Below are 21,132 nucleotides of genomic sequence, written 5' to 3' on the forward strand. Positions count from 1 at the left end.
TCAAGCCCTGCCGGTCAGGAGTTCACGGGTCGCCGCTGCCACATCTGCCTTTCGCATCAGGCTCTCTCCGATGAGGAACGTCCCAATTCCCGACTTTTCCAGACGCAGGCAATCTTCGTGGGTGAAAATGCCACTTTCCCCTACCAGCAAACGGTCGGGCGGAGCCATTTTCGACAAACGTTCGGAAACTGCGAGATCAACCTCAAAGGTACGCAAATTGCGGTTGTTGACACCCAGCAGACGCGAGGAAAGCTTTAATGCGCGTTCCATCTCGGTCTCATCGTGTACTTCGATGAGAGCGTCCATACCGAGTTCAAAAGCGGTTTCTTCCAGCGCTTTTGCAAGATCATCGTCGACGCTTGCGAGAATGATCAGAATGCAGTCGGCTCCCCAACTGCGCGCTTCATGCACCTGATAGGTATCGAACAAAAAGTCTTTGCGAAGTGCCGGGAGACCACATGCGTTGCGGGACGCGGTCAGAAATTCTGGCGCTCCTTGAAAAGATGGCGCGTCGGTCAGCACGGAGAGACATGCCGCACCACCCGTCTCGTAAGCTTGCGCAAGTACAGGCGGATCGAAATCAGGACGGATAAGGCCTTTCGACGGGCTTGCCTTCTTGATTTCGGCGATCAACGCGAATTCACCGGCAGCGCGTTTCGCCTCCAGTGCCTTGAGAAAACCGCGCGGTGCTTCCTGATCCTTGGCACGCGCTTTCAGATCGGCCACACTGCGCTCGGCCTTGGCAGCGGCGATTTCGTCGCGCTTATAGGCCTCGATCTTGCGCAAAATATCGGTGGACATAGTTTGATCCTTCCGTCAGGCGGTGTTGTCGTTCGACACGGCAATCACCTTCTGCAAAACAGCAAGTGCTGCTCCGCTATCGATGGAATGTGACGCTTGCTCGATGCCTTCTTTCAGGTCTTTCGCCTTGCCGGCGATGACGAGTGCGGCGCCTGAATTGAGCAACACGATGTCTCGATAGGCGTTTTTGTCGCCTTCGAGCACGCCCAGCAGAGCCTTGGCGTTGGCAGAAGCTTCGCCGCCTTTCAGTTCCACCGGATCGCAACGACGAAGCCCGACATCTTCCGGCGCTATTTCAAACGTGCGGATTTGACCGTTTTCGAGGGCCGCAACCTGCGTTGTGCCTGCGGTGGTCATTTCATCGAGACCATCCCCATAGACAACCCAAGCCGCTTCGGAGCCCAGCTCTTTGAGCACTTCGGCCAATGGTACCAGCCATTGGGGCGCAAATACTCCAACGAGCTGACGCTTGACGCTAGCCGGATTGGAAAGGGGACCAAGCAGATTGAAGATGGTGCGTGTGCCCAGTTCGACGCGAGATGGGCCGACATGGCGCATGGCGGAATGGTGCATCGGCGCGAACATGAAGCCAAGACCGGCTTCCTTAATGCTGCGGCCAATCGTGTTTGCATCAGCTTCGATATTGATGCCGAGCGCGGCAAGCGCGTCCGCCGCACCTGAGCGAGAGGAAAGCGCGCGGTTGCCATGCTTGGCGACGGGCACGCCGGCCCCGGCTACAACAAATGCGGAGCAGCTTGAAACATTGTAGGAGCCGGACTGGTCGCCGCCGGTTCCGACTATATCGATTGCGTTGTCGGGAGCGGAAACCTCCAGCATGCGCGAGCGCATGGAGGCAACGGCACCGGCGATTTCCGGTACGGTTTCACCGCGTACACGCAACGCCATCAGCAATCCACCTATCTGCGATGGGGTTGCCTGGCCAGACATCATGATGTCGAAAGCGGCTTTGGAATCTTCCAGCGAAAGCGGCTCTCCGGCAGCGGCTTTCGCAATATAGGGTTTTAGATCAGCCATTTGGATGCCCACCGTCCTTAAAACGCCAGAGCGTTGTTGATGACGGTCTGGTTTATCCTAACAGGGTACTGCTTCTGCAATTCACCCACGAGCTGTTCAAGGACGTCGTCCGACAGCGAAGTTGCCAGATATTTCTGCTGCTGTTCCGGAATGGCTTCCGGTCCGGCGGCGGCAGGTTCGGTTACTTCAACAACCTTGAACAGAATCTGTGCATCATCAGAAGGGGCAGCGGCGCTGCCGGTAAAACCGTTCGTCCCGCGGAAAATCTGGGCCGCAGCAGCCGTTCCGATATCAGCATCGTTGGTCGTACGGATGATGCCGCGCTTGGTCTGCTTTTCGACACCCAGCTCCGCGGCAATTGTGTCGAGTGTCGCGCCGCCATCCAGCCGCTTCTTCAGTTCGTCCACACGCTGGTTGAGGCGCTTGACAGCCTCTTCGCCCTTCCACGCAGCCACAGCCTTATCCTTGACTTCATCGAGCGTGCGGTCACGTGCCGGGGTGATGCCGTCAACCTGATACCAGAGATAACCGACATTACCCATCGTCAGGGCGTCGTTGTCAAAACCCTGGTCGGCCTGGAAAGCAGCGGCAAGAAGTGCTTCCGAGTTCGGTAGCTCGACAGGATTACCGGCAGGATCGTTTCCTTCGGCATCGACTGCTTCCACGGTAACAGATTTCAGGCTCAGCTTCTTTGCGACATCGGCCATGGATGCGCCGTCAGAGCGTTCCTGTTCATAGGAATCATGAATGCCGCTGATGCTGCTTGCTGCGATATTATTCGCTAGGGTGGTACGAATTTCGCCTTCAACTTCGGTGAGCGGCTTCACATGAGCCGGTTCGATCTGCGTCACGCGCAGAATGACCGGACCGAAGCTGCCCTTTACGACCGGGCTGACACCATTCTCCGCCAAAGCAAAAGCTGCATCTGCAACCGCCTGGTCGGGTATAGCGGACTTCTCAAACGTACCGAGCTTCAGGTCGTCTTCGGTTTTGCCCTGTTCCTTGCCGATATCGGCGAAGCTCGTTCCAGCGGCGATTTTCTGTTGAGCTGCTTCAGCTGCAGCGTCATCGGCAAAGTTCAACTGCTCGATGGCACGCTTTTCGACCGTGCTGAAGCGGTCCTTGTTCTTTTCGTAATATTCGTTGATTTCGTCCTGCGTGACAGCAGACGGATCGGCAATGTCAGCCGGTTCCAGCTTCACGTAGCTGATCTTCCGGTATTCCGGCGCCTTGTACTCGTCCTTGTGCGCTTCGAAATAGGTCTTGAGCGCATCTTCGGATGGAGCGGGGATGACATCGGCCTTTTCAGCCTGAATGGTTACATAGTCGACGCTGCGGGTTTCACCCTGATAGAGAGCCAATGCCTTCAACGCTGCGTCCGGAAGCTTGATGCCATCCGTTGCGGCTTCCACGATCTGCTGGCGGCGGGCGACTTTGGCGCGATTGTCGAGATAGTCCTGCGCACGAATGCCGGATTGACGAAGGACCGCATCGAACTGGGCGCGGCTGAAGTTACCGCTTGCATCATGGAATGACGGATCTTCGCCCGTCAGCCGCGCAATTCCGTCCTTGGAAAGACCAAGCTGCATGTTGCGCGCGCCTTCATCCAGAACAACGCCGGCCGCAAGCTGGGCAAGTACCTGATTTTCGACGCCGAGCGTTTTTGCCTGTTCTCGCGTCAAACGCTGGCGAAACTGCTGCGACAGGCGCATCATCTGTTGTTCGTAAGCGAAACGATAATCAGAGGCGCTGACTTCTGACCCGCCAGCCGTCAAAGCGGCATTGCCTGACAGCCCCCCGCGAAAGACATCGGAGATGCCCCAGATCGCAAAGCTCAGTACAAGCAGGCCAAGCAGAAGTTTGGCGACCCAGGATTGAGCGGCGGAACGCAGGCTGTCGAGCATTGGAAACCCTTCAAGAACAAAACGAAGCTCGGCTTTTATAGATAGAGCCAGTCAGGGGATAACCTTAAGCCAGCCCTCTATGCAAGGTCTCATTGCATGTGGGAACCTAAGAACATTTGCATTGCGGCACGAATACGCTTAGTCAGTGGCAAATTTTGGCGTTGGCCCGCTTTCAATGTGTGGTCACGCCTGCTGTTTCGAACAGGCGAGGAGAGTGAAATGACTCCGGGAATCCGTCCGCTGGTTGCTGGCAACTGGAAGATGAATGGAACGGGAGAATCCCTGACCGAACTGCGTGCGATTGCTGCGGGCTTGAGTTCCGATCTCGGCCGCAAGCTGGATGCAGTCATCTGCGTTCCTGCCACGCTCCTTTCTCGTGCGGCGGAAACGCTGGAAGGCGAGACCGTCGGTCTCGGTGGGCAGGACGCTCACCATAAAGTATCTGGCGCGCATACAGGCGATGTCTCTGCCGAGATGCTCAAGGAAGCAGGCGCGACGCATGTTATTGTCGGACATTCCGAGCGCCGCACCGATCATCATGAAAGCAATGAGATTGTTCGCGCCAAGACCGAAGCCGCCTGGGCCGCAGGTTTGATCGCAATCGTTTGCGTCGGCGAGACAGCCGATGAGCGCAAGGCGGAGCGCACGCTGGACGTTATCGGCTCGCAGATCGCCGGTTCCTTGCCCGATGGTGTAGATGCGGAGAATACGATCATCGCTTATGAGCCGGTTTGGGCGATCGGTACGGGTTTGACGCCGACGGTGCAGGATGTGCGCGCCGCACATGCCTTCATGCGTGAGCAATTGATTGAACGTTTCGGCACGAAAGGTGCGCACCTTCGGCTGCTCTATGGCGGTTCGGTCAAGCCCGCTAACGCATTGGAATTGCTTGGCGTCGCGGATGTGGACGGTGCGCTTGTCGGCGGTGCGAGCTTGAAGGCGAATGATTTTCTCGCCATATGCGAAACCTATCGTAATTTGTAACCGGCGCTTCACGTCTGTCTATCTTGGTCTCGGGGCTTGGATTATCGGACAATAGCGTGTAAAGAGCCGCTCTAGTTTTAGGGATGTAAAGACCGTAACCCATGCAGACCGTACTCATTGTCATTCACTTGTTGATCGTGCTGGCGCTTGTCGGCGTTGTGCTTATCCAGCGTTCGGAAGGCGGCGGCCTTGGCATTGGCGGTGGCTCGGGGTTCATGACGGCTCGCGGTGCTGCGAATGCGCTGACCCGCACGACGGCCATTCTTGCGATCGGCTTCTTTGCGACATCGCTTATCCTTGGCATCATGGCGCGCTACGGCGAAAAGCCGACCGACATCCTCAACCGTATCCCGGCGGCAACCGGGAGCCAGACAGCCCCGGCTGGTGGAAACGGCGGTGGTATTCTTAACCAGTTGGGTGGCGAGTCTTCGCGTCCAGACGCAAATCAGTCAGCACCTGCCGCTCCAGGCGCAGGCACCCCGACAACGCAGCCGGATGCTGCGCAGCCACAGGCGCCGGCTGTACCGGAAACCCCGGCCAATCCGGTTCCAAGCTCGCAGTAAAAAAGCGCAGTATGAAACCAATGCGAAAACCGGTCCTTGTGGCCGGTTTTCTTTTTGTTAACTATCGGGCTGCAAAGTGTTGCAGGTAGGCAATAGGCGTCGCCGAATCGCATTGCAGAACAGCGGCGCTGAATTGAGAACCGGATCGCTTTGCAGTAAGCAGGGCGAAAGTCTGGTCGCAATCAATGCGGCAGGCGTTTCTCCCTTGTGCTTGATTTTTCGGGAACCGAACATGTTTTCACGCCGTATTCTGATGGCAGGTATTGCAAGTCTCTGCATTGGGGCGACTGCTCCGGCATTTGCAGCTTCGCCGGTAAGCGCCGAAGCGCAGCTCAACGAAGCTGCCGCATCCGTTCAGCAGGTCGCTCTTTCAAGCGATACCAAGGCCAACCCGGAAAAGCCGAAGAAGAAAAAGGCTTCCAAGGGCGGCAATGCGGTAAAAGCCAGCAAGTACAATATCGATCCGAAATTCCGGGCGCAGGAGGTAGCGTTTAGCGGCTATAAGCCTGGCACGATCGTGATCGACCCGAAACAGCGTTTCCTCTACCTCGTAGAAACATCGTCGACTGCTCGCCGCTATGGCATTGCTGTCGGCAAGCAGGGGTTGGAGTTCAAGGGCACCGGAACAATCAATGCGAAGCGCGAGTGGCCGCGCTGGATTCCGACCAAGGAAATGATCGAGCGCGATCCCGCTCATTATGGACGCTTCAAGAACGGTATGGATGGCGGTCCGGGCAACCCGCTTGGTTCTCGCGCCCTCTATCTGTTCCAGGGGAACAAGGATACCTACATCCGCATTCATGGTACCGTCCAGCCTTGGACCATCGGTAGCTCGGCTTCCAACGGCTGCTTCCGCATGATCAATGAGGATGTGATGGATCTTTACGATCGCGTCGGTCTTGGCACTGAAGTGGTTGTTCTGTGATCTGCAAATGACTAAGTGAATGTGGCCGGGCTTCGGGTCCGGCCTTTTCTTTTGCGCTCACGAGCCTTTGGGAAGCTGTGGATTTCGAGCTTCGGCATGGCTTTATGCGAACAGGAGCGCTAGAGAACAGAGTATTCGCTCCGGGGTTTTGGCTCCGGTTTTTCTTTGTGCAATGACGATTACCGCCTGGCTCCGGTGGAAAACGACCGCCGGGATGCATTTTCTTGTGGCGGAATCAATCAAGAAAGTCTAACGAGATAAGCCCATGGCGCGATATGTATTCATCACTGGCGGCGTGGTTTCTTCCCTTGGAAAAGGCATAGCTGCCGCAGCACTGGCTGCACTCCTTCAGGCACGTGGTTACCGCGTGCGTATCCGTAAACTCGACCCCTATCTGAATGTCGATCCCGGCACGATGTCGCCTTACCAGCATGGTGAGGTGTTCGTCACTGACGATGGTGCTGAAACTGACCTTGATTTGGGCCATTACGAGCGGTTCACCGGTCGTCCCGCCAACCAGCAGGACAACATTACCACCGGTCGCATCTACCGCAACATCATCGAAAAGGAACGCCGCGGCGATTATCTCGGTGCGACGGTTCAGGTCATTCCGCACGTGACCGACGAGATCAAGAATTTCGTCCTGGAAGGCAACGAAGATTACGATTTCGTGCTTTGCGAAATCGGCGGCACGGTTGGCGATATCGAAGCCATGCCGTTCCTCGAAGCCATTCGACAGCTTGGCAATGAACTGCCGCGCGGTACGGCGGTTTACATCCATCTGACCCTGATGCCGTATATCCCGGCGGCGGGCGAATTGAAGACGAAGCCTACCCAGCATTCGGTGAAGGAGCTGCGCTCTATCGGCATTGCTCCAGATATCCTTCTGGTTCGCGCCGACCGCGAGATTCCGGAATCGGAGCGGCGCAAGCTTTCCTTGTTCTGTAACGTCCGCGAAAGCGCGGTCATTCAGGCGCTCGACGTGGCCACGATCTACGATGTTCCGATTGCCTACCATAAGGAAGGACTCGATTCGGAAGTCCTGTCGGCGTTCGGTATTGATCCGGCTCCAAAGCCGCGAATGGATCGCTGGGAAGAAGTTTCCCACCGTCTCCACAACCCAGAAGGCGAAGTGACCATTGCCATTGTCGGCAAATATACCGGCCTCAAGGACGCCTATAAGTCTCTGATCGAAGCGCTTTATCACGGCGGCCTTGCCAATAAGGTGAAGGTCAATCTCGATTGGATTGAAGCAGAAGTCTTTGAAAGCGAAGATCCGGCTCCCTATTTGGAAAAGGTACACGGCATTCTGGTGCCGGGCGGTTTCGGTGAGCGTGGTGCGGAAGGCAAGATCCTTGCCGCGAAATTCGCCCGTGAACGCAAGGTTCCGTATTTCGGTATCTGCTTCGGCATGCAGATGGCATGCATCGAGGCAGCGCGTAATCTGGTCGGGATCCAGAATGCGTCTTCAACCGAGTTCGGTCCGACCAAAGAGCCAGTTGTCGGCCTGATGACCGAGTGGCTGAAGGGCAATATGCTCGAAAAGCGTGCTGCAGCAGGCGACCTTGGCGGCACGATGCGTCTCGGCGCATATGAAGCGGCGCTGAAACCGGGGTCGAAGATCGCGGAAATCTATGGTTCGACGGACATTTCCGAGCGCCATCGTCACCGCTACGAAGTCAATATCGACTACAAGGAACGTCTGGAAACAGCCGGACTGAACTTTGCAGGCATGTCACCGGATGGTGTTTTGCCGGAAACCGTCGAATATCCTGACCATCCCTGGTTTATAGGCGTTCAGTACCATCCGGAACTGAAATCCCGTCCGTTCGAACCGCATCCGCTCTTCGCTTCATTTATTGAAGCGGCGATAGAGCAGAGTCGTCTGGTCTAAAATCTGAACGCGCCTCTCGGGGCGCGTTTTCATTTCGGCTTTCAGGATACGGTCTTGTTTTCGACCCGCCTTTACGCCAGATAAGGTGCCTGAAAGGCATTCAGTATCGAGGTTCATGTCATGGCGGCTGCCAATTCATCCGTAAAAATCGGAAACGTTACCTTTTCAAACAGTGCGCCATTTGCCCTGATTGCGGGCCCGTGCCAGATGGAAACACGCGAACACGCTTTCGACATGGCAGGTCGCCTCAAGGAAATGACCGACAAGCTCGGCATTGGCCTGGTCTACAAGTCCAGCTTCGACAAGGCCAATCGCACCTCGTTGAAGGCGCAGCGCGGTATCGGCCTCGAAAAGGCGATGGAAGTGTTTGCCGACCTCAAGAAAGAGTTCGGTTTTCCCGTGCTGACGGATATTCATACGGAAGAGCAGTGCGCCGAAGTTGCTCCTGTGGTCGATGTCCTGCAAATCCCCGCATTCCTCTGCCGTCAGACCGATCTGCTGATCGCTGCCGCCAAGACCGGGCGTGCTGTGAACGTCAAGAAGGGTCAGTTTCTGGCGCCATGGGACATGAAGAATGTCCTTTCCAAAATCACGGAAAGCGGCAATCCGAATGTTCTGGCGACCGAACGTGGCGTATCTTTCGGCTATAATACGCTCGTTTCAGATATGCGCTCGCTGCCGATCATGGCTGGTCTTGGCGCGCCGGTTGTGTTTGATGCGACCCATTCCGTACAACAACCGGGCGGGCAGGGCGGTTCGTCAGGCGGGCAGCGCGAGTTTGTAGAAACGCTGGCTCGGGCAGCTGTGGCTGTCGGTGTTGCGGGGCTCTTCATCGAAACGCATCAGGATCCGGATAACGCCCCGTCCGATGGCCCAAATATGGTGCCGGTAGATAAGATGCCTGCACTTCTTGAAAAGCTCATGGCTTTCGATCGTATCGCCAAGGGGCTTTAAACAGTTCTCGGAGAATTTAAAAAGGCGGGGGATTTTCCTCCGCCTTTTGTTTCGCTAAGGCTTAAAAACTGGCTCGGTGCATAATCTTTTCTGCAAAGCTTCAGGATTATGCGCTAAGAAATGGCCGCATCGGATTTGTTAAGCGCCTCGCGGATATGGCGGGGCAATCTATAGGGAAGGACTGGTTCCTATGACTGCAATCATCGACATCGTCGGCCGCGAAATTCTCGACAGCCGCGGCAACCCGACCGTCGAAGTAGACGTCGTACTTGAAGATGGCTCTTTCGGACGCGCTGCCGTTCCGTCCGGCGCATCGACTGGCGCACATGAGGCCGTGGAGTTGCGCGACGGCGGCGGCCGCTATCTTGGCAAAGGCGTGGAAAAGGCTGTTGAAGCCGTCAACGGCAAGATTTTCAATGCTATTGCCGGATTGGATGCAGAAAGCCAGCTGCTTATCGACCAGACGATGATCGAGCTCGACGGTTCAGCCAACAAGGGCAATCTCGGCGCCAACGCAATTCTGGGCGTGTCGCTTGCCGTTGCCAAGGCTGCAGCTCAGGCGGCCGGCCTTCCGCTTTACCGCTACGTCGGTGGCGCAAACGCTCATGTTCTGCCGGTTCCCATGATGAACATCATCAATGGTGGCGCACATGCCGACAATCCGATCGACTTCCAGGAATTCATGATTCTTCCGGTTGGCGCTTCATCCGTTCGTGAGGCTGTTCGTTACGGTTCGGAAGTTTTCCACACGCTCAAGAAGCGTCTGAAGGATGCCGGTCATAACACCAATGTGGGTGATGAAGGTGGTTTTGCCCCGAACCTGAAGAACGCCCAGGCCGCGCTCGATTTCATCATGGAATCGATCGAGAAGGCTGGCTTCAAGCCGGGTGAAGATATCGCTCTTGGCCTCGATTGCGCTGCAACCGAGTTCTTCAAGGACGGAAACTACGTTTATGAAGGTGAACGCAAGACGCGCGATCCAAAGGCGCAGGCCAAGTATCTTGCCAAGCTCGCCAGCGATTATCCTATCGTCACGATCGAAGACGGCATGGCTGAAGACGATTGGGAAGGCTGGAAATATCTGACCGATCTTATCGGCAACAAATGCCAGCTTGTCGGCGACGATCTGTTTGTTACCAACTCGGCCCGCTTGCGCGATGGTATCCGCATGGGCGTTGCCAATTCGATTCTCGTCAAGGTTAACCAGATCGGATCGCTCTCGGAAACGCTCGATGCTGTCGAAACAGCGCACAAGGCCGGCTACACGGCTGTCATGTCGCATCGTTCGGGTGAAACCGAGGATTCGACGATTGCCGATCTCGCCGTTGCTACCAACTGCGGCCAGATCAAGACCGGCTCGCTGGCCCGATCTGACCGTACGGCGAAGTACAACCAGCTCATCCGTATCGAAGAAGAACTTGGCAAGCAGGCTCGCTATGCAGGCCGCAGCGCACTGAAATTCCTTTAATTTCTATCGCAAGAGGATGAGGAAACGGCAGCCTGATGGCTGCCGTTTCCAGTTTATGGAGCGTATCGTTCCATTTACTTCAGGCGTCGCTTTCTCTGTGGGAGAACATGATAACGATGCACATCATCGATGGAAGCGCATAAAGGAGGGCGCCCAACTGTGTGTTGAGGGAGTTTTCTTTTGTTTCCCATGCCATGAACCAATCCCCAGCGATAACCATGAAGCCAATGCCCCACACGGCAACAGCGCAGCATGCACCAAGAATTGTCCAGTTTTTGCCCGACGAAAATTTCGCGTAGCTGCCACGAAGATTGACGACCATTTTTACAAATCCGATAGTGGCGAGCACGCCCGCTAACGTTTCCATGGCTGTGATCACAGCAAGACCTGCATAGGGGACCCAACTTGCGGTAATCGCACGCCATGTCTGACCAGGAATACCATAAGTGTCGGACATAGCTAAAAGTGGCCGGATTGCATTTTCGGCAGTTCCTGAAAAATCAGCTGTATTATTAAGAAGGCTGAATATACCCCAGAGAGCGGGAAATAATGACATGATAATGCATGGAAAACGCTTTATTATTATTTCATCCATTTCATTGTCCTTTAAATTTAAAATTGATATTCGCTAAAAATATAATTCAATTATAGCACTAAGGATCGAGTATGGAATATTTAGTTTAATTTTTTTTGACAGTTATGTTATTTTTTATTTGTATTTATTCTAATATGTGACTGTCGTTCGAGGGGAATTTTTAAACTACTCTCATTGTTTAGATGCAGTCGGTCTGGCTCGGTCCAGTTGAGGGACGAGCTCTGCAGTTGAAAGTATCGCATTTCGATTGGACGGAGGATTTGACGAACCGTATTTGTATTGATATCAATATAAATACACCGCATGCGAGCTTGGTACTTGCATTAGCAGGAGTGCTCGAAACTTTGGGCGGAGATGTCAATCGGGAGAGAGAAATGGCTTATATCGAAGGATTTGTTGTCGCCGTACCAAGGGCGAACAAAGAACTCTATCGCAAACATGCTGCAGAGGCGGCGGTGTTATTCAAAGAGTTTGGCGTTACGCGGATGGTCGAAGCGTGGGGAGATGATGTGCCAGAAGGCAAGATCACAGATTTTCGCCGCGCGGTCAAAGCAGAGGCGGACGAGGAGGTGGTGTTTTCCTGGTTCGAATATCCTGACAAGGCAACGCGAGATGCTGCAAATAGCAAGATGATGAGCGATCCGCGCATGAAGACAATGGGCGATCAGATGCCATTTGACGGCAAGCGCATGATCTTCGGCGGCTTCTCCACCATTATAGATGTCTGATCCGATCAACCGTTTTGGTGGCAGGGGGGGGCGGCTTGCTGGAGTGGCAAGCCGTTCTCGATTCTTGACTGGGTTTAGATCGCTCGCTCCAGGGTGCGTCCCTTCAACATTTCAGCAAAAACGCTGCCCGACGACTTTCGACACGTGATCTTGGTAAATCTCTGTTAAGCAAAATAATGCTTGATGGTGGAATTCGGAACGATGCCGCCCGCAGGATTCGTAGCGGCTCCGGATGTCCGGGAAGGGAGTCGAAATGTGGACCAAGCAGAAACGTAAATCGATCCGTGGGCGTTTTGTATTGCCCATTCTGACGGCTGCGTTTCTCAGCTATTTCGGCTTCCACGCCTATCACGGCGAATATGGTCTCTATTCGCGTATCCAACTGGAAGAGCAGAAAAGCCTGCTGGCCAAACAGCTCGAACAGGTGACTGCTGATCGCAACGCGCTGGAAAAACGAGTCACACTTTTACGTGACGGTTCCATCGAGAAGGATATGCTTGACGAGCAGGCGCGCAGGGCGCTTAATCTCTCCCATCCCGATGAAGTGACGATAATCACATCACGGGAAGATCGATCGAATTAACTGAAATCCGGTTAATTGTCTTTTTGTGATATGTTTTTAAGAGCTTGGCGACATAGCAGCTATGCTCTGGGCGCATATTGTATCTTGTGATATGCCTGTATAACGTCACAATAGAACGACAATTTAGGGAGCGAGATATGGCACCGAGGGCTAAAAAGACGCCTGCAAGCAAAACGCAGGCGTCTTCTGTAAATGCACCCAAGGCACCCGCGCCTGCAAACTTCGACAAGAAGCAGGAGCTGGACGCTTATCGGGAAATGCTGTTGATCCGGCGTTTCGAAGAAAAGGCCGGCCAGCTTTATGGCATGGGCTTCATTGGCGGTTTCTGCCACCTTTACATCGGCCAGGAGGCCGTGGTGGTTGGCATGCAGATGGCGCTGAAGGAAGGTGATCAGGTCATCACCGCCTATCGTGACCACGGCCATATGCTTGCGGCGGGCATGAGCGCGCGCGGCGTCATGGCTGAACTGACCGGACGTCGCAGCGGCCTTTCCAAAGGCAAGGGCGGCTCCATGCACATGTTCTCCAAAGAGAAGAACTTTTATGGCGGTCACGGTATCGTCGGTGCGCAGGTTTCGCTCGGCACAGGTCTGGCGTTCGCGAATCGCTATCGCGATAATGATAACGTAACGCTGACGTATTTCGGTGATGGCGCCTCCAATCAGGGGCAGGTCTACGAAAGCTTCAACATGGCATCGCTGTGGAAGCTGCCCGTGGTCTACATCATCGAGAACAATCGTTATGCGATGGGTACGTCCGTTTCGCGCTCGTCGGCGGAAACGGATTTCTCGAAGCGTGGTCTTTCTTTCAATATTCCTGGCATCCAGGTGGACGGCATGGACGTTCGTGCAGTCAAGGCGGCTGGCGATCTCGCTGTGGAATGGACGCGTTCCGGCAAGGGGCCGATTATTCTCGACATGCAGACCTATCGCTACCGCGGTCACTCCATGTCGGACCCGGCGAAGTACCGCTCGAAGGAAGAAGTGCAGAAGATGCGCTCCGAGCATGATCCGATTGAGCAGGTCAAGCAGCGCTTGATCGAAAAGGGTTGGGCAACCGAGGAAGAGCTGAAGGAAATCGACAAGGAAGTCCGCGATATTGTCGCTGATTCTGCTGATTTCGCTCAAAACGATCCAGAGCCGGATGCATCCGAGCTCTACACGGATATTCTGCTCTAATTCCAGGAAGGTGTTGTCATGCCCGTAGAAATTCTCATGCCCGCACTTTCCCCAACCATGGAAGAGGGTAAACTCTCTAAATGGCTGAAGAAAGAAGGCGACAAGGTTACGTCCGGCGATGTGATTGCCGAAATTGAAACCGACAAGGCGACGATGGAAGTCGAAGCTGTCGATGAAGGTACAATCGGCAAGATTCTTGTCGACGAAGGCACCGAAGGCGTAAAGGTCAATACGCCGATTGCCGTGCTTCTTGGTGACGGTGAAAGTGCTTCCGATATTGGCGCTGCTCCGGCTGCAAAGGCTGAAGCACCGAAGACCGAAGCCCAGGAAGAACCCAAGGCGGAAGAAAAGAAGGCTGACGCTGTTCCGGCTGCCCCCAAGGCTCCAGCCCTCGAAGTTGCATCTGATCCGGACATTCCGGCTGGCACTGAAATGGTTTCCACGGCCGTTCGTGAAGCGCTTCGCGATGCGATGGCCGAAGAAATGCGCCGCGACCCGAACGTTTTCGTGATGGGCGAAGAAGTTGCCGAATATCAGGGTGCTTACAAGGTAACGCAGGGGCTTCTTGACGAGTTCGGCCCGAAGCGCGTTGTCGACACACCGATTACCGAACACGGTTTTGCCGGTGTCGGCGTTGGCGCTGCTTTCGCAGGCTTGCGCCCAATCGTTGAATTCATGACCTTCAATTTTGCCATGCAGGCAATTGACCAGATCGTGAACTCTGCTGCCAAGACGCTTTATATGTCCGGTGGACAGATGGGCGCTCCTATGGTCTTCCGCGGTCCGTCCGGTGCGGCTGCGCGCGTTGCTGCCCAGCATTCGCAGTGCTACGCCGCCTGGTACAGTCATATTCCGGGTCTGAAAGTCGTCATGCCGTACACGGCAGCCGACGCCAAGGGCTTGCTGAAGGCAGCTATCCGCGATCCGAATCCGGTGATCTTCCTCGAAAACGAAATTCTTTATGGTCATCATTTCGATGTGCCGAAGCTTGATGATTTCGTTCTGCCGATCGGCAAGGCCCGTATCCACAAGCAGGGCAAGGATGCAACCATCGTTTCGTTCGGCATCGGCATGACCTACGCCGTCAAGGCGGCGGAAGAGCTGGCCGAGCAGGGCATCGATGTTGAAATCATCGATCTGCGCACCATCCGCCCGATGGATATTCCGACCGTCGTCGAATCGGTCAAGAAGACCGGTCGACTGGTGACCGTGGAAGAAGGTTTCCCGCAGTCGTCGGTGGGTACGGAAATTGCTACCCGCGTCATGCAGCAGGCTTTTGACTATCTCGATGCGCCGATCCTGACCATTGCTGGCAAGGATGTTCCGATGCCTTATGCGGCAAATCTGGAAAAGCTGGCGCTGCCGACTGTCGCCGAAGTGGTCGAAGCGGTGAAAGCCGTTACCTATACCGCTTAAACAGAAAGGGTCTGGACATGCCGATCAATATCACCATGCCAGCGCTTTCTCCGACGATGGAAGAAGGCAACCTGTCGAAATGGCTGGTCAAGGAAGGCGACAAGATCGCTCCTGGCGATGTCATCGCTGAAATCGAGACCGACAAGGCCACGATGGAAGTTGAAGCTGTGGATGAAGGCACGATTGCCAAGATCGTGGTTCCCGCCGGTTCCGAAGGCGTCAAGGTCAATGCGCTGATCGCTATCCTCGCCGAAGAAGGCGAGGATGTGGCGGCTGCGGCCAAGGGCGCAGCGTCTGCTCCGAAAGCCGAGGCAAAAGCTGAAACTCCGAAGGAAGAGCCGAAGCCGGCCACTGCACCTGCACCGGCCAAGGCAGAGCAGCCTGCTGCTGCGAGTGCAGCCACCCAGAAGGGCGACCGCGTGTTCGCCTCACCGCTCGCGCGTCGCATCGCCAAGGAATCCGGTGTCGATATTGCTGCTGTGAAGGGCACCGGCCCGCATGGTCGCGTCGTTCAGCGCGATGTGGAAGCCGCTCTGGCTTCCGGCGGCGCGAAGGCTGCTCAGCCGAAGGCGGAAGCTGCCTCTGCCGTCGCGCCGAAGCCGATGTCGGACGATGCCGTTCTCAAGCTCTTTGAAGAAGGCAGTTACGAGATCGTTCCACACGATGGCATGCGCAAGACGATTGCTCGTCGTCTGGTGGAATCGAAGCAGACTGTTCCGCATTTCTATCTGACGATCGATTGCGAATTGGATGCGCTTCTCGCCCTGCGGTCGCAGATCAATGCCGCATCGCCGATGATCAAGACCGAAAAGGGAGAGGTTCCGGCCTACAAGCTTTCGGTCAACGATATGGTCATCAAGGCAACGGCTCTGGCGCTGCGCGATGTTCCGGACGCCAACGTGTCGTGGACCGAAGGCGGCATGGTCAAGCACAAGCGCGCCGATGTGGGGGTTGCAGTCTCCATTCCGGGCGGTTTGATTACGCCTATCGTTCGTCAGTCGGACTCGAAGACATTGTCTACGATTTCCAACGAGATGAAGGATCTTGCCAAGCGTGCGCGTGATCGCAAGTTGAAGCCTGAAGAATATCAGGGCGGTTCGACCTCCGTGTCCAACCTTGGCATGTTCGGCGTGAAGGACTTTGCCGCGATCATCAATCCGCCGCATGCGACCATTTTCGCAATCGGTGCAGGTGAACAGCGTGCAGTGGTCAAGAACGGTGAAATCAAGGTCGCGACCGTTATGTCCGTGACCCTTTCAACCGATCACCGTGCGGTCGATGGCGCATTGGCTGCTGAACTTGCACAGGCCTTCAAACGCCACATCGAAAACCCGATGGGTATGCTGGTCTGATTGATCAACTTCAGGGGCGTCGCGTTTTTTCAAGCGCGACGCCTGAGGTTTTTGGATGGCTGGACAACTGAATCTACGCCCGGCTGAACGCCGTGAAGCCGCAGAGATAGCGATTCTGGTCGATATCTCTTCGCATGGCTTTGCATCATGGCTCTGGTATGGTGCGGTTCTTGACGGACGAACCGAAACGGCCATGGAACGTGGCCGGCAGTATATGCGCGCCGACGGTTCCGAAGGCTGGCAGAGCACGACGATTGCCGAATGGGCTGGCGACATTGCTGGACTCTCCATCGGCTTCACACTCGATGACAGTTTGAACGAAACACCCTCGCAGCATCCGGTTCTCGATCAATTGATCGATCTGCAGCGCAAGGTGATAGGCAACCGTTTCATAGACAGCGTTGGCGTTTATCGGGAGTTTCGCGGCAAGGGTATTGGCCGCGCGCTCGTCGCGAAGGAGATAGAGACAGCGCGGCGAAACGGTAATCCGGCGATCAGCCTCATAACTGAAAGCCACAACGATGTGGCGCTCTCCCTTTACGGCGCCCATGGTTTCAAGGAAATTGAGCGGCTCGAAGCGATCGAACGCATTGGGCAGGACAAAAGACACGACTGGGTGCTGCTCACCCGAGAAGTGAACTGAGCAAAGGCAGGACAATATGGCCGACATTTACGACGTTATTGTTATCGGCTCGGGCCCGGGTGGTTATGTCACCGCAATCCGCGCTGCGCAGCTTGGCCTCAAGACGGCTATCGTTGAGCGTGAACATCTGGGCGGCATTTGCCTCAACTGGGGTTGCATACCAACCAAGGCGCTGTTGCGCTCGGCTGAAATCCTGCATTTCGGTGAGCATGCCAAGGATTACGGCCTCAAGCTGGAAGGCACAATTACGCCTGATGTGAAGGCTGTGGTGCAGCGCTCGCGCGGTGTGTCGGCACGTCTTAACGGCGGCGTCGGCTTCCTGATGAAGAAGAACAAGATCGACGTGATCTGGGGGGAAGCGAAGCTCACCAAAGCCGCTTCTGGTTCTAATCCGGTAGAAATTTCGGTCGGCAAGTCCTCAAAGCAGCCGATGCAGCCGCAAAACCCTGTTCCCAAGGGCGTTCTGGGCGAGGGCACCTACAAGGCGAAGCACGTCATTGTCGCCACCGGCGCACGTCCGCGCTCGCTGCCGGGCATCGAGCCGGATAGCAAGCTGATCTGGACCTATTTTGAAGCAATGGTTCCGCAAGAACTGCCGAAATCCATGCTTGTCATGGGGTCGGGCGCAATCGGTATCGAGTTCGCTTCTTTCTACAACGACATGGGCGTCGACGTGACGGTCGTGGAACTTATGCCGCAGATCATGCCGGTTGAGGACGCAGAAATTTCTGCGCTTGCGCGCAAGCAACTCGAAAAGCGCGGCCTGAAAATCATCACCGATGCCAAGGTTACGAAGGTCGAGAAGGGCACAAACAATGTGACCGCCCATATCGAGACCAAGGACGGCAAGACACAGCCGTTAACGGTTGACCGCATGATTTCGGCGGTTGGCGTTCAGGGTAATATCGAAAATCTCGGCCTCGAAGCTCTCGGCGTGAAAACCGACCGGGGATGCGTTGTTATCGACAGTTATGGCAAGACCAATGTTGCAGGCATCTATGCTATCGGCGACGTTGCAGGTCCGCCCATGCTGGCGCACAAGGCCGAGCACGAAGGCGTTATCTGCATTGAGAAAATCGCCGGTCTCCCGAACGTGCATCCGCTCGAAAAGAACATGATTCCGGGCTGCACCTATTGCAATCCGCAGGTCGCTTCCGTTGGGCTGACTGAAGCGAAGGCTAAGGAAAACGGTTACGACATCCGGGTCGGCCGCTATTCGTTTGCCGCAAACGGCAAGGCGATTGCGCTCGGTGAAGATCAGGGACTGGTCAAGACCATCTTCAACAAGAAGACGGGACAGCTGCTTGGCGCCCATATGGTCGGTGCAGAAGTGACCGAACTCATCCAGGGGTTCGTGGTTGCCATGAACCTCGAAACGACCGAGGAAGAACTGATGCATTCGGTCTTCCCGCATCCAACCCTTTCGGAAATGATGAAGGAAAGCGTTCTGGATGCGTATGGCCGCGCACTAAACGCATAAGACGGAGAGACGCTCATTCCGCTGATCGAGAACGGAGGGCCTTGGCGGCGTGCCGCCTGGCCCATCATCAAATGGTGTACCGTGGGAGGTCTGGTGCTGGGGTTTGCAGCCGGCACCTTGAGTGTTCTCGGCGGCAACACCATATCGGTCAACGGGATGGCCATGGCTGGCTGGTACGGCGTGTGGGTGCTCGCCTTGGCGCTGGGGGCTGCGGGTCTGGTGTTTGGCCTCATATGGGCGCTGGTCTTTCGTGCTCTCGGCCTGGCGACGCGGCGATGAGTAGCAAATCGCTCAAGTTGACAGGGTAGAGGGCAGGGATTAGGACCAAACCCGATTTTGAAAGCATTTCAGGTCCATTCTTGAAAATGGCCCGGATAGGCAGGGAAAAGCATGGTTACAGTTCTTGATCTGGTGAACCAAGGCAAGCGCGAACGGCATCCCGAAAAGGCGCATCGTCCGGACAATGCTGTCCTGAAGAAGCCCGACTGGATTCGCGTCAAGGCTCCTGTCTCGCGTGGCTATAGTGAAACGCGCGATATCGTTCGTTCCAACAAGCTGGTTACGGTTTGCGAGGAAGCGGGCTGCCCGAACATTGGCGAGTGCTGGGAAAAGAAGCACGCGACTTTCATGATTATGGGCGAGATATGCACGCGTGCCTGCGCGTTCTGCAATGTCTCGACCGGTATCCCGACCGCGCTTGATCCAAATGAACCCGAGAATGTCGCCAAGGCTGTCAAGCAGATGGGCCTGACGCATGTGGTCATTACATCGGTTGATCGCGACGATCTTGCCGATGGTGGTGCGCAGCATTTTGCCGAGGTCATTCAGGCCATTCGTGAAGCCGCCCCCGCGACCACGATTGAAATCCTCACACCGGATTTCCTGCGCAAGGAAGGTGCTCTTGAAGTCGTCGTTAGGGCACGCCCGGATGTGTTCAATCACAATCTGGAAACCGTTCCCTCGAAGTATCTCAAGGTTCGTCCCGGCGCCCGTTACTTCCATTCCATCCGCCTGCTGCAGCGCGTCAAGGAACTGGATCCGACCATTTTCACCAAGTCCGGCATCATGGTTGGTCTTGGCGAAGAGCGGAATGAAATCCTTCAGTTGATGGACGATCTGCGTTCGGCGGATGTGGATTTCATGACCATCGGCCAATATCTACAGCCGACGCGCAAGCACCATCCTGTCATTCGCTTCGTGACGCCGGACGAGTTCAAGTCGTTCGAAACGATTGGCCGGACCAAGGGCTTCCTGCTAGTCGCATCCAGCCCGCTGACCCGTTCGTCGCATCATGCTGGCGATGATTTTGCCAAGCTGAGGGCAGCGCGCGAGGCGCAGATCGCGGCAAAGGCCTGAGATCAGACATGCCGCAGTTTACCACCGTCAGGCGGGTGCATCACCGGGCAGAGCAAATGTTTGGCCTTGTCGCGGATGTTGAGAAATACCCGGATTTTCTGCCGATGTGTGAGGCTTTGTCGGTTCGCTCTCGCAAGGAGCGTGACGGCAAGGCTCTTCTCATTGCCGACATGACGGTTGGTTACAAGCTTATACGCGAGACGTTCACCAGCCAGGTGCTGCTGAAGCCCGCGGAGAATATCATCGATGTGAAATATCTCGACGGGCCGTTTCGCTATCTCGACAATCGCTGGACCTTTAAACCCGTGGGAGACGGGAGCGAATGCGATGTCGAGTTCTTCATCGATTATGAGTTCAAGAGCCGGACACTCGGCCTTCTCATGGGAACCATGTTCGATCTTGCTTTCAAAAAATTTTCCGAAGCTTTCGAGAAACGGGCCGATCAGATTTACGGAACGGCCTGAATTAGTCCCCGATTTTCGGGCTCTCTTTTTATTGCGCTGTATAACCGCCATCGACCAATATGGACGCGCCGGTGACGAATGAAGCTTCGTCGCTCGCCAGGAAAAGCACGACGCTGGCGACTTCTTCGGCGCGGCCGAGCCGGCCAATGGGATGCAAGGCTACCAGAGCTTCTTTCTGATCTTCAGGTATATCCTTGAGCAGCGGCGTGTCGATATATCCCGGGCAGACCGCATTCACCCGAATGTTTTGCGCTCCATAGTCAATTGCAAGCGTTTGCGTCAGGAGTTTCACGCCACCTTTGGCTGCGGCATAGGCGGTGACACCTGATTTTCCGACATGACTGTGGATTGAGCCGCAATTCACAATCACGCCGCCGCCCTGCGAGCGCATCTGATCGATGGCGTATTTATCGCAAAGATAGACGCCGGTCAGGTTGATATCGATAGTTTTCTGCCAAGCAGCCTCGTCCAGCTCGTCTATCGGGCCGTCTGCGGCGATGCCTGCATTGGCAAACATGATGTCGAGACGGCCATAGGTTTCGACGGTTTTCGCAATCAATGCCTGCACGGCCTTGGTGTCGGTTACATCGGTTTTGACGAATAATGCCCGCTCGCTGCCGCCTGCAAGCTCGTTGACCAGTTGCTGGCCGTGCTCGGAATAATCGGCGATAACAACATTCGCTCCCTCGCGAATGAAAGCACGAACGGTCGCTTCACCGATGCCGCTTGCCCCACCTGTAACGATTGCCACCTTGCCATCAAAACGCATCGCCATGTTCTCCTTTTCCTATGCAAGAAAAAAGGTAGGG

At 55.4% G+C, this 21,132-nt stretch carries 21 protein-coding genes; 16 read left to right on the forward strand and 5 right to left on the reverse strand.

Features of this window, described 5'->3' with window-relative positions:
• The 3 genes from trpC to F9K78_RS05120 are packed head-to-tail and all read right to left on the reverse strand — an operon-like array spanning position 1 to position 3,740.
• Entirely contained in the window at positions 1 to 801 is an 801-nt protein-coding gene (gene trpC / locus F9K78_RS05110) for an indole-3-glycerol phosphate synthase TrpC (RefSeq protein ID WP_121983252.1), read from the reverse strand.
• A 15-nt stretch (positions 802 to 816) separates the two neighbouring features.
• Entirely contained in the window at positions 817 to 1,836 is a 1,020-nt protein-coding gene (gene trpD, locus F9K78_RS05115) for an anthranilate phosphoribosyltransferase (RefSeq protein ID WP_121983251.1), read from the reverse strand.
• A 17-nt stretch (positions 1,837 to 1,853) separates the two neighbouring features.
• The gene (locus tag F9K78_RS05120; RefSeq protein WP_121983250.1) at positions 1,854 to 3,740 is read right to left on the reverse strand and encodes a peptidyl-prolyl cis-trans isomerase; all 1,887 of its coding nucleotides are present in this window, start codon (positions 3,738 to 3,740) and stop codon (positions 1,854 to 1,856) included.
• A 219-nt stretch (positions 3,741 to 3,959) separates the two neighbouring features.
• Between F9K78_RS05120 and tpiA the strand changes: the two genes are divergently transcribed.
• The 6 genes from tpiA (at position 3,960) to eno (ending at position 10,528) form a co-directional block, all read left to right on the forward strand.
• Complete coding sequence (tpiA, locus tag F9K78_RS05125; protein WP_121983249.1) at positions 3,960 to 4,724, forward strand: triose-phosphate isomerase; 765 nt, start codon at positions 3,960 to 3,962, stop codon at positions 4,722 to 4,724.
• Positions 4,725 to 4,825: 101 nt separating this feature from the next.
• Entirely contained in the window at positions 4,826 to 5,287 is a 462-nt protein-coding gene (gene secG, locus F9K78_RS05130) for a preprotein translocase subunit SecG (protein ID WP_121983248.1), read from the forward strand.
• Positions 5,288 to 5,519: 232 nt separating this feature from the next.
• Complete coding sequence (locus F9K78_RS05135) at positions 5,520 to 6,212, forward strand: L,D-transpeptidase (RefSeq protein WP_121983247.1); 693 nt, start codon at positions 5,520 to 5,522, stop codon at positions 6,210 to 6,212.
• A 265-nt stretch (positions 6,213 to 6,477) separates the two neighbouring features.
• Complete coding sequence (locus tag F9K78_RS05145; RefSeq protein ID WP_121983246.1) at positions 6,478 to 8,106, forward strand: CTP synthase; 1,629 nt, start codon at positions 6,478 to 6,480, stop codon at positions 8,104 to 8,106.
• Positions 8,107 to 8,226: 120 nt separating this feature from the next.
• Entirely contained in the window at positions 8,227 to 9,060 is an 834-nt protein-coding gene (kdsA, locus tag F9K78_RS05150) for a 3-deoxy-8-phosphooctulonate synthase (RefSeq protein WP_121983245.1), read from the forward strand.
• 190 nt (positions 9,061 to 9,250) lie between these two features.
• Positions 9,251 to 10,528, forward strand: coding sequence for a phosphopyruvate hydratase (gene eno / locus F9K78_RS05155; RefSeq protein ID WP_121983244.1), 1,278 nt, complete (start codon positions 9,251 to 9,253; stop codon positions 10,526 to 10,528).
• 79 nt (positions 10,529 to 10,607) lie between these two features.
• Here eno and F9K78_RS05160 read toward each other — a convergent pair whose 3' ends face one another.
• A complete protein-coding gene (locus tag F9K78_RS05160) occupies positions 10,608 to 11,123 on the reverse strand; it encodes a DUF2165 family protein (protein ID WP_121983243.1) in 516 nt (171 codons plus the stop codon).
• A gap of 374 nt (positions 11,124 to 11,497) precedes the next feature.
• Between F9K78_RS05160 and F9K78_RS05165 the strand changes: the two genes are divergently transcribed.
• The 10 genes from F9K78_RS05165 (at position 11,498) to F9K78_RS05210 (ending at position 20,323) form a co-directional block, all read left to right on the forward strand.
• On the forward strand, positions 11,498 to 11,851 hold the full coding sequence (locus F9K78_RS05165; RefSeq protein ID WP_121983242.1) for a DUF1428 domain-containing protein: 354 nt from the start codon (positions 11,498 to 11,500) through the stop codon (positions 11,849 to 11,851).
• 253 nt (positions 11,852 to 12,104) lie between these two features.
• Positions 12,105 to 12,434 carry an FtsB family cell division protein gene (locus F9K78_RS05170; protein ID WP_010660005.1) on the forward strand — a complete coding sequence of 110 codons (330 nt, stop codon included), beginning with the start codon at positions 12,105 to 12,107 and terminating at the stop codon, positions 12,432 to 12,434.
• Positions 12,435 to 12,571: 137 nt separating this feature from the next.
• Entirely contained in the window at positions 12,572 to 13,612 is a 1,041-nt protein-coding gene (gene pdhA, locus F9K78_RS05175; RefSeq protein WP_121983241.1) for a pyruvate dehydrogenase (acetyl-transferring) E1 component subunit alpha, read from the forward strand.
• 18 nt (positions 13,613 to 13,630) lie between these two features.
• Complete coding sequence (locus F9K78_RS05180) at positions 13,631 to 15,028, forward strand: pyruvate dehydrogenase complex E1 component subunit beta (protein WP_121983240.1); 1,398 nt, start codon at positions 13,631 to 13,633, stop codon at positions 15,026 to 15,028.
• A 35-nt stretch (positions 15,029 to 15,063) separates the two neighbouring features.
• Positions 15,064 to 16,380: a pyruvate dehydrogenase complex dihydrolipoamide acetyltransferase gene (locus F9K78_RS05185; protein WP_412842090.1), complete on the forward strand. Its 1,317-nt coding sequence runs from the start codon at positions 15,064 to 15,066 to the stop codon at positions 16,378 to 16,380.
• 55 nt (positions 16,381 to 16,435) lie between these two features.
• Entirely contained in the window at positions 16,436 to 17,023 is a 588-nt protein-coding gene (locus F9K78_RS05190) for a GNAT family N-acetyltransferase (protein ID WP_121985253.1), read from the forward strand.
• Positions 17,024 to 17,039: 16 nt separating this feature from the next.
• Positions 17,040 to 18,503: a dihydrolipoyl dehydrogenase gene (lpdA, locus tag F9K78_RS05195; protein ID WP_121983237.1), complete on the forward strand. Its 1,464-nt coding sequence runs from the start codon at positions 17,040 to 17,042 to the stop codon at positions 18,501 to 18,503.
• Positions 18,504 to 18,584: 81 nt separating this feature from the next.
• A complete protein-coding gene (locus F9K78_RS05200) occupies positions 18,585 to 18,782 on the forward strand; it encodes a hypothetical protein (RefSeq protein ID WP_121983236.1) in 198 nt (65 codons plus the stop codon).
• 111 nt (positions 18,783 to 18,893) lie between these two features.
• Positions 18,894 to 19,859, forward strand: coding sequence for a lipoyl synthase (lipA, locus tag F9K78_RS05205; RefSeq protein WP_121983235.1), 966 nt, complete (start codon positions 18,894 to 18,896; stop codon positions 19,857 to 19,859).
• 8 nt (positions 19,860 to 19,867) lie between these two features.
• Positions 19,868 to 20,323, forward strand: a complete 456-nt coding sequence (locus F9K78_RS05210; protein WP_121983234.1) for a type II toxin-antitoxin system RatA family toxin — start codon at positions 19,868 to 19,870, stop codon at positions 20,321 to 20,323.
• Between the two features lie 28 nt (positions 20,324 to 20,351).
• Here the strand turns inward: F9K78_RS05210 and F9K78_RS05215 are convergent, their stop codons facing one another.
• Positions 20,352 to 21,092: an SDR family NAD(P)-dependent oxidoreductase gene (locus tag F9K78_RS05215; protein ID WP_121985257.1), complete on the reverse strand. Its 741-nt coding sequence runs from the start codon at positions 21,090 to 21,092 to the stop codon at positions 20,352 to 20,354.
• Positions 21,093 to 21,132: the final 40 nt, after the last annotated feature.

Source organism: Brucella pseudintermedia, assembly GCF_008932435.1.
Lineage (GTDB): Bacteria > Pseudomonadota > Alphaproteobacteria > Rhizobiales > Rhizobiaceae > Brucella > Brucella pseudintermedia.

Coding starts and splice junctions, on each gene's coding strand:
- trpC (WP_121983252.1), bottom strand. CDS start 801: ATGTCCACCGATATTTTGCGCAAGATCGAGGCCTATAAGCGCGACGAA.
- trpD (WP_121983251.1), bottom strand. CDS start 1,836: ATGGCTGATCTAAAACCCTATATTGCGAAAGCCGCTGCCGGAGAGCCG.
- F9K78_RS05120 (WP_121983250.1), bottom strand. CDS start 3,740: ATGCTCGACAGCCTGCGTTCCGCCGCTCAATCCTGGGTCGCCAAACTT.
- tpiA (WP_121983249.1), top strand. CDS start 3,960: ATGACTCCGGGAATCCGTCCGCTGGTTGCTGGCAACTGGAAGATGAAT.
- secG (WP_121983248.1), top strand. CDS start 4,826: ATGCAGACCGTACTCATTGTCATTCACTTGTTGATCGTGCTGGCGCTT.
- F9K78_RS05135 (WP_121983247.1), top strand. CDS start 5,520: ATGTTTTCACGCCGTATTCTGATGGCAGGTATTGCAAGTCTCTGCATT.
- F9K78_RS05145 (WP_121983246.1), top strand. CDS start 6,478: ATGGCGCGATATGTATTCATCACTGGCGGCGTGGTTTCTTCCCTTGGA.
- kdsA (WP_121983245.1), top strand. CDS start 8,227: ATGGCGGCTGCCAATTCATCCGTAAAAATCGGAAACGTTACCTTTTCA.
- eno (WP_121983244.1), top strand. CDS start 9,251: ATGACTGCAATCATCGACATCGTCGGCCGCGAAATTCTCGACAGCCGC.
- F9K78_RS05160 (WP_121983243.1), bottom strand. CDS start 11,123: ATGGATGAAATAATAATAAAGCGTTTTCCATGCATTATCATGTCATTA.
- F9K78_RS05165 (WP_121983242.1), top strand. CDS start 11,498: ATGGCTTATATCGAAGGATTTGTTGTCGCCGTACCAAGGGCGAACAAA.
- F9K78_RS05170 (WP_010660005.1), top strand. CDS start 12,105: ATGTGGACCAAGCAGAAACGTAAATCGATCCGTGGGCGTTTTGTATTG.
- pdhA (WP_121983241.1), top strand. CDS start 12,572: ATGGCACCGAGGGCTAAAAAGACGCCTGCAAGCAAAACGCAGGCGTCT.
- F9K78_RS05180 (WP_121983240.1), top strand. CDS start 13,631: ATGCCCGTAGAAATTCTCATGCCCGCACTTTCCCCAACCATGGAAGAG.
- F9K78_RS05185 (WP_412842090.1), top strand. CDS start 15,064: ATGCCAGCGCTTTCTCCGACGATGGAAGAAGGCAACCTGTCGAAATGG.
- F9K78_RS05190 (WP_121985253.1), top strand. CDS start 16,436: ATGGCTGGACAACTGAATCTACGCCCGGCTGAACGCCGTGAAGCCGCA.
- lpdA (WP_121983237.1), top strand. CDS start 17,040: ATGGCCGACATTTACGACGTTATTGTTATCGGCTCGGGCCCGGGTGGT.
- lipA (WP_121983235.1), top strand. CDS start 18,894: ATGGTTACAGTTCTTGATCTGGTGAACCAAGGCAAGCGCGAACGGCAT.
- F9K78_RS05210 (WP_121983234.1), top strand. CDS start 19,868: ATGCCGCAGTTTACCACCGTCAGGCGGGTGCATCACCGGGCAGAGCAA.
- F9K78_RS05215 (WP_121985257.1), bottom strand. CDS start 21,092: ATGCGTTTTGATGGCAAGGTGGCAATCGTTACAGGTGGGGCAAGCGGC.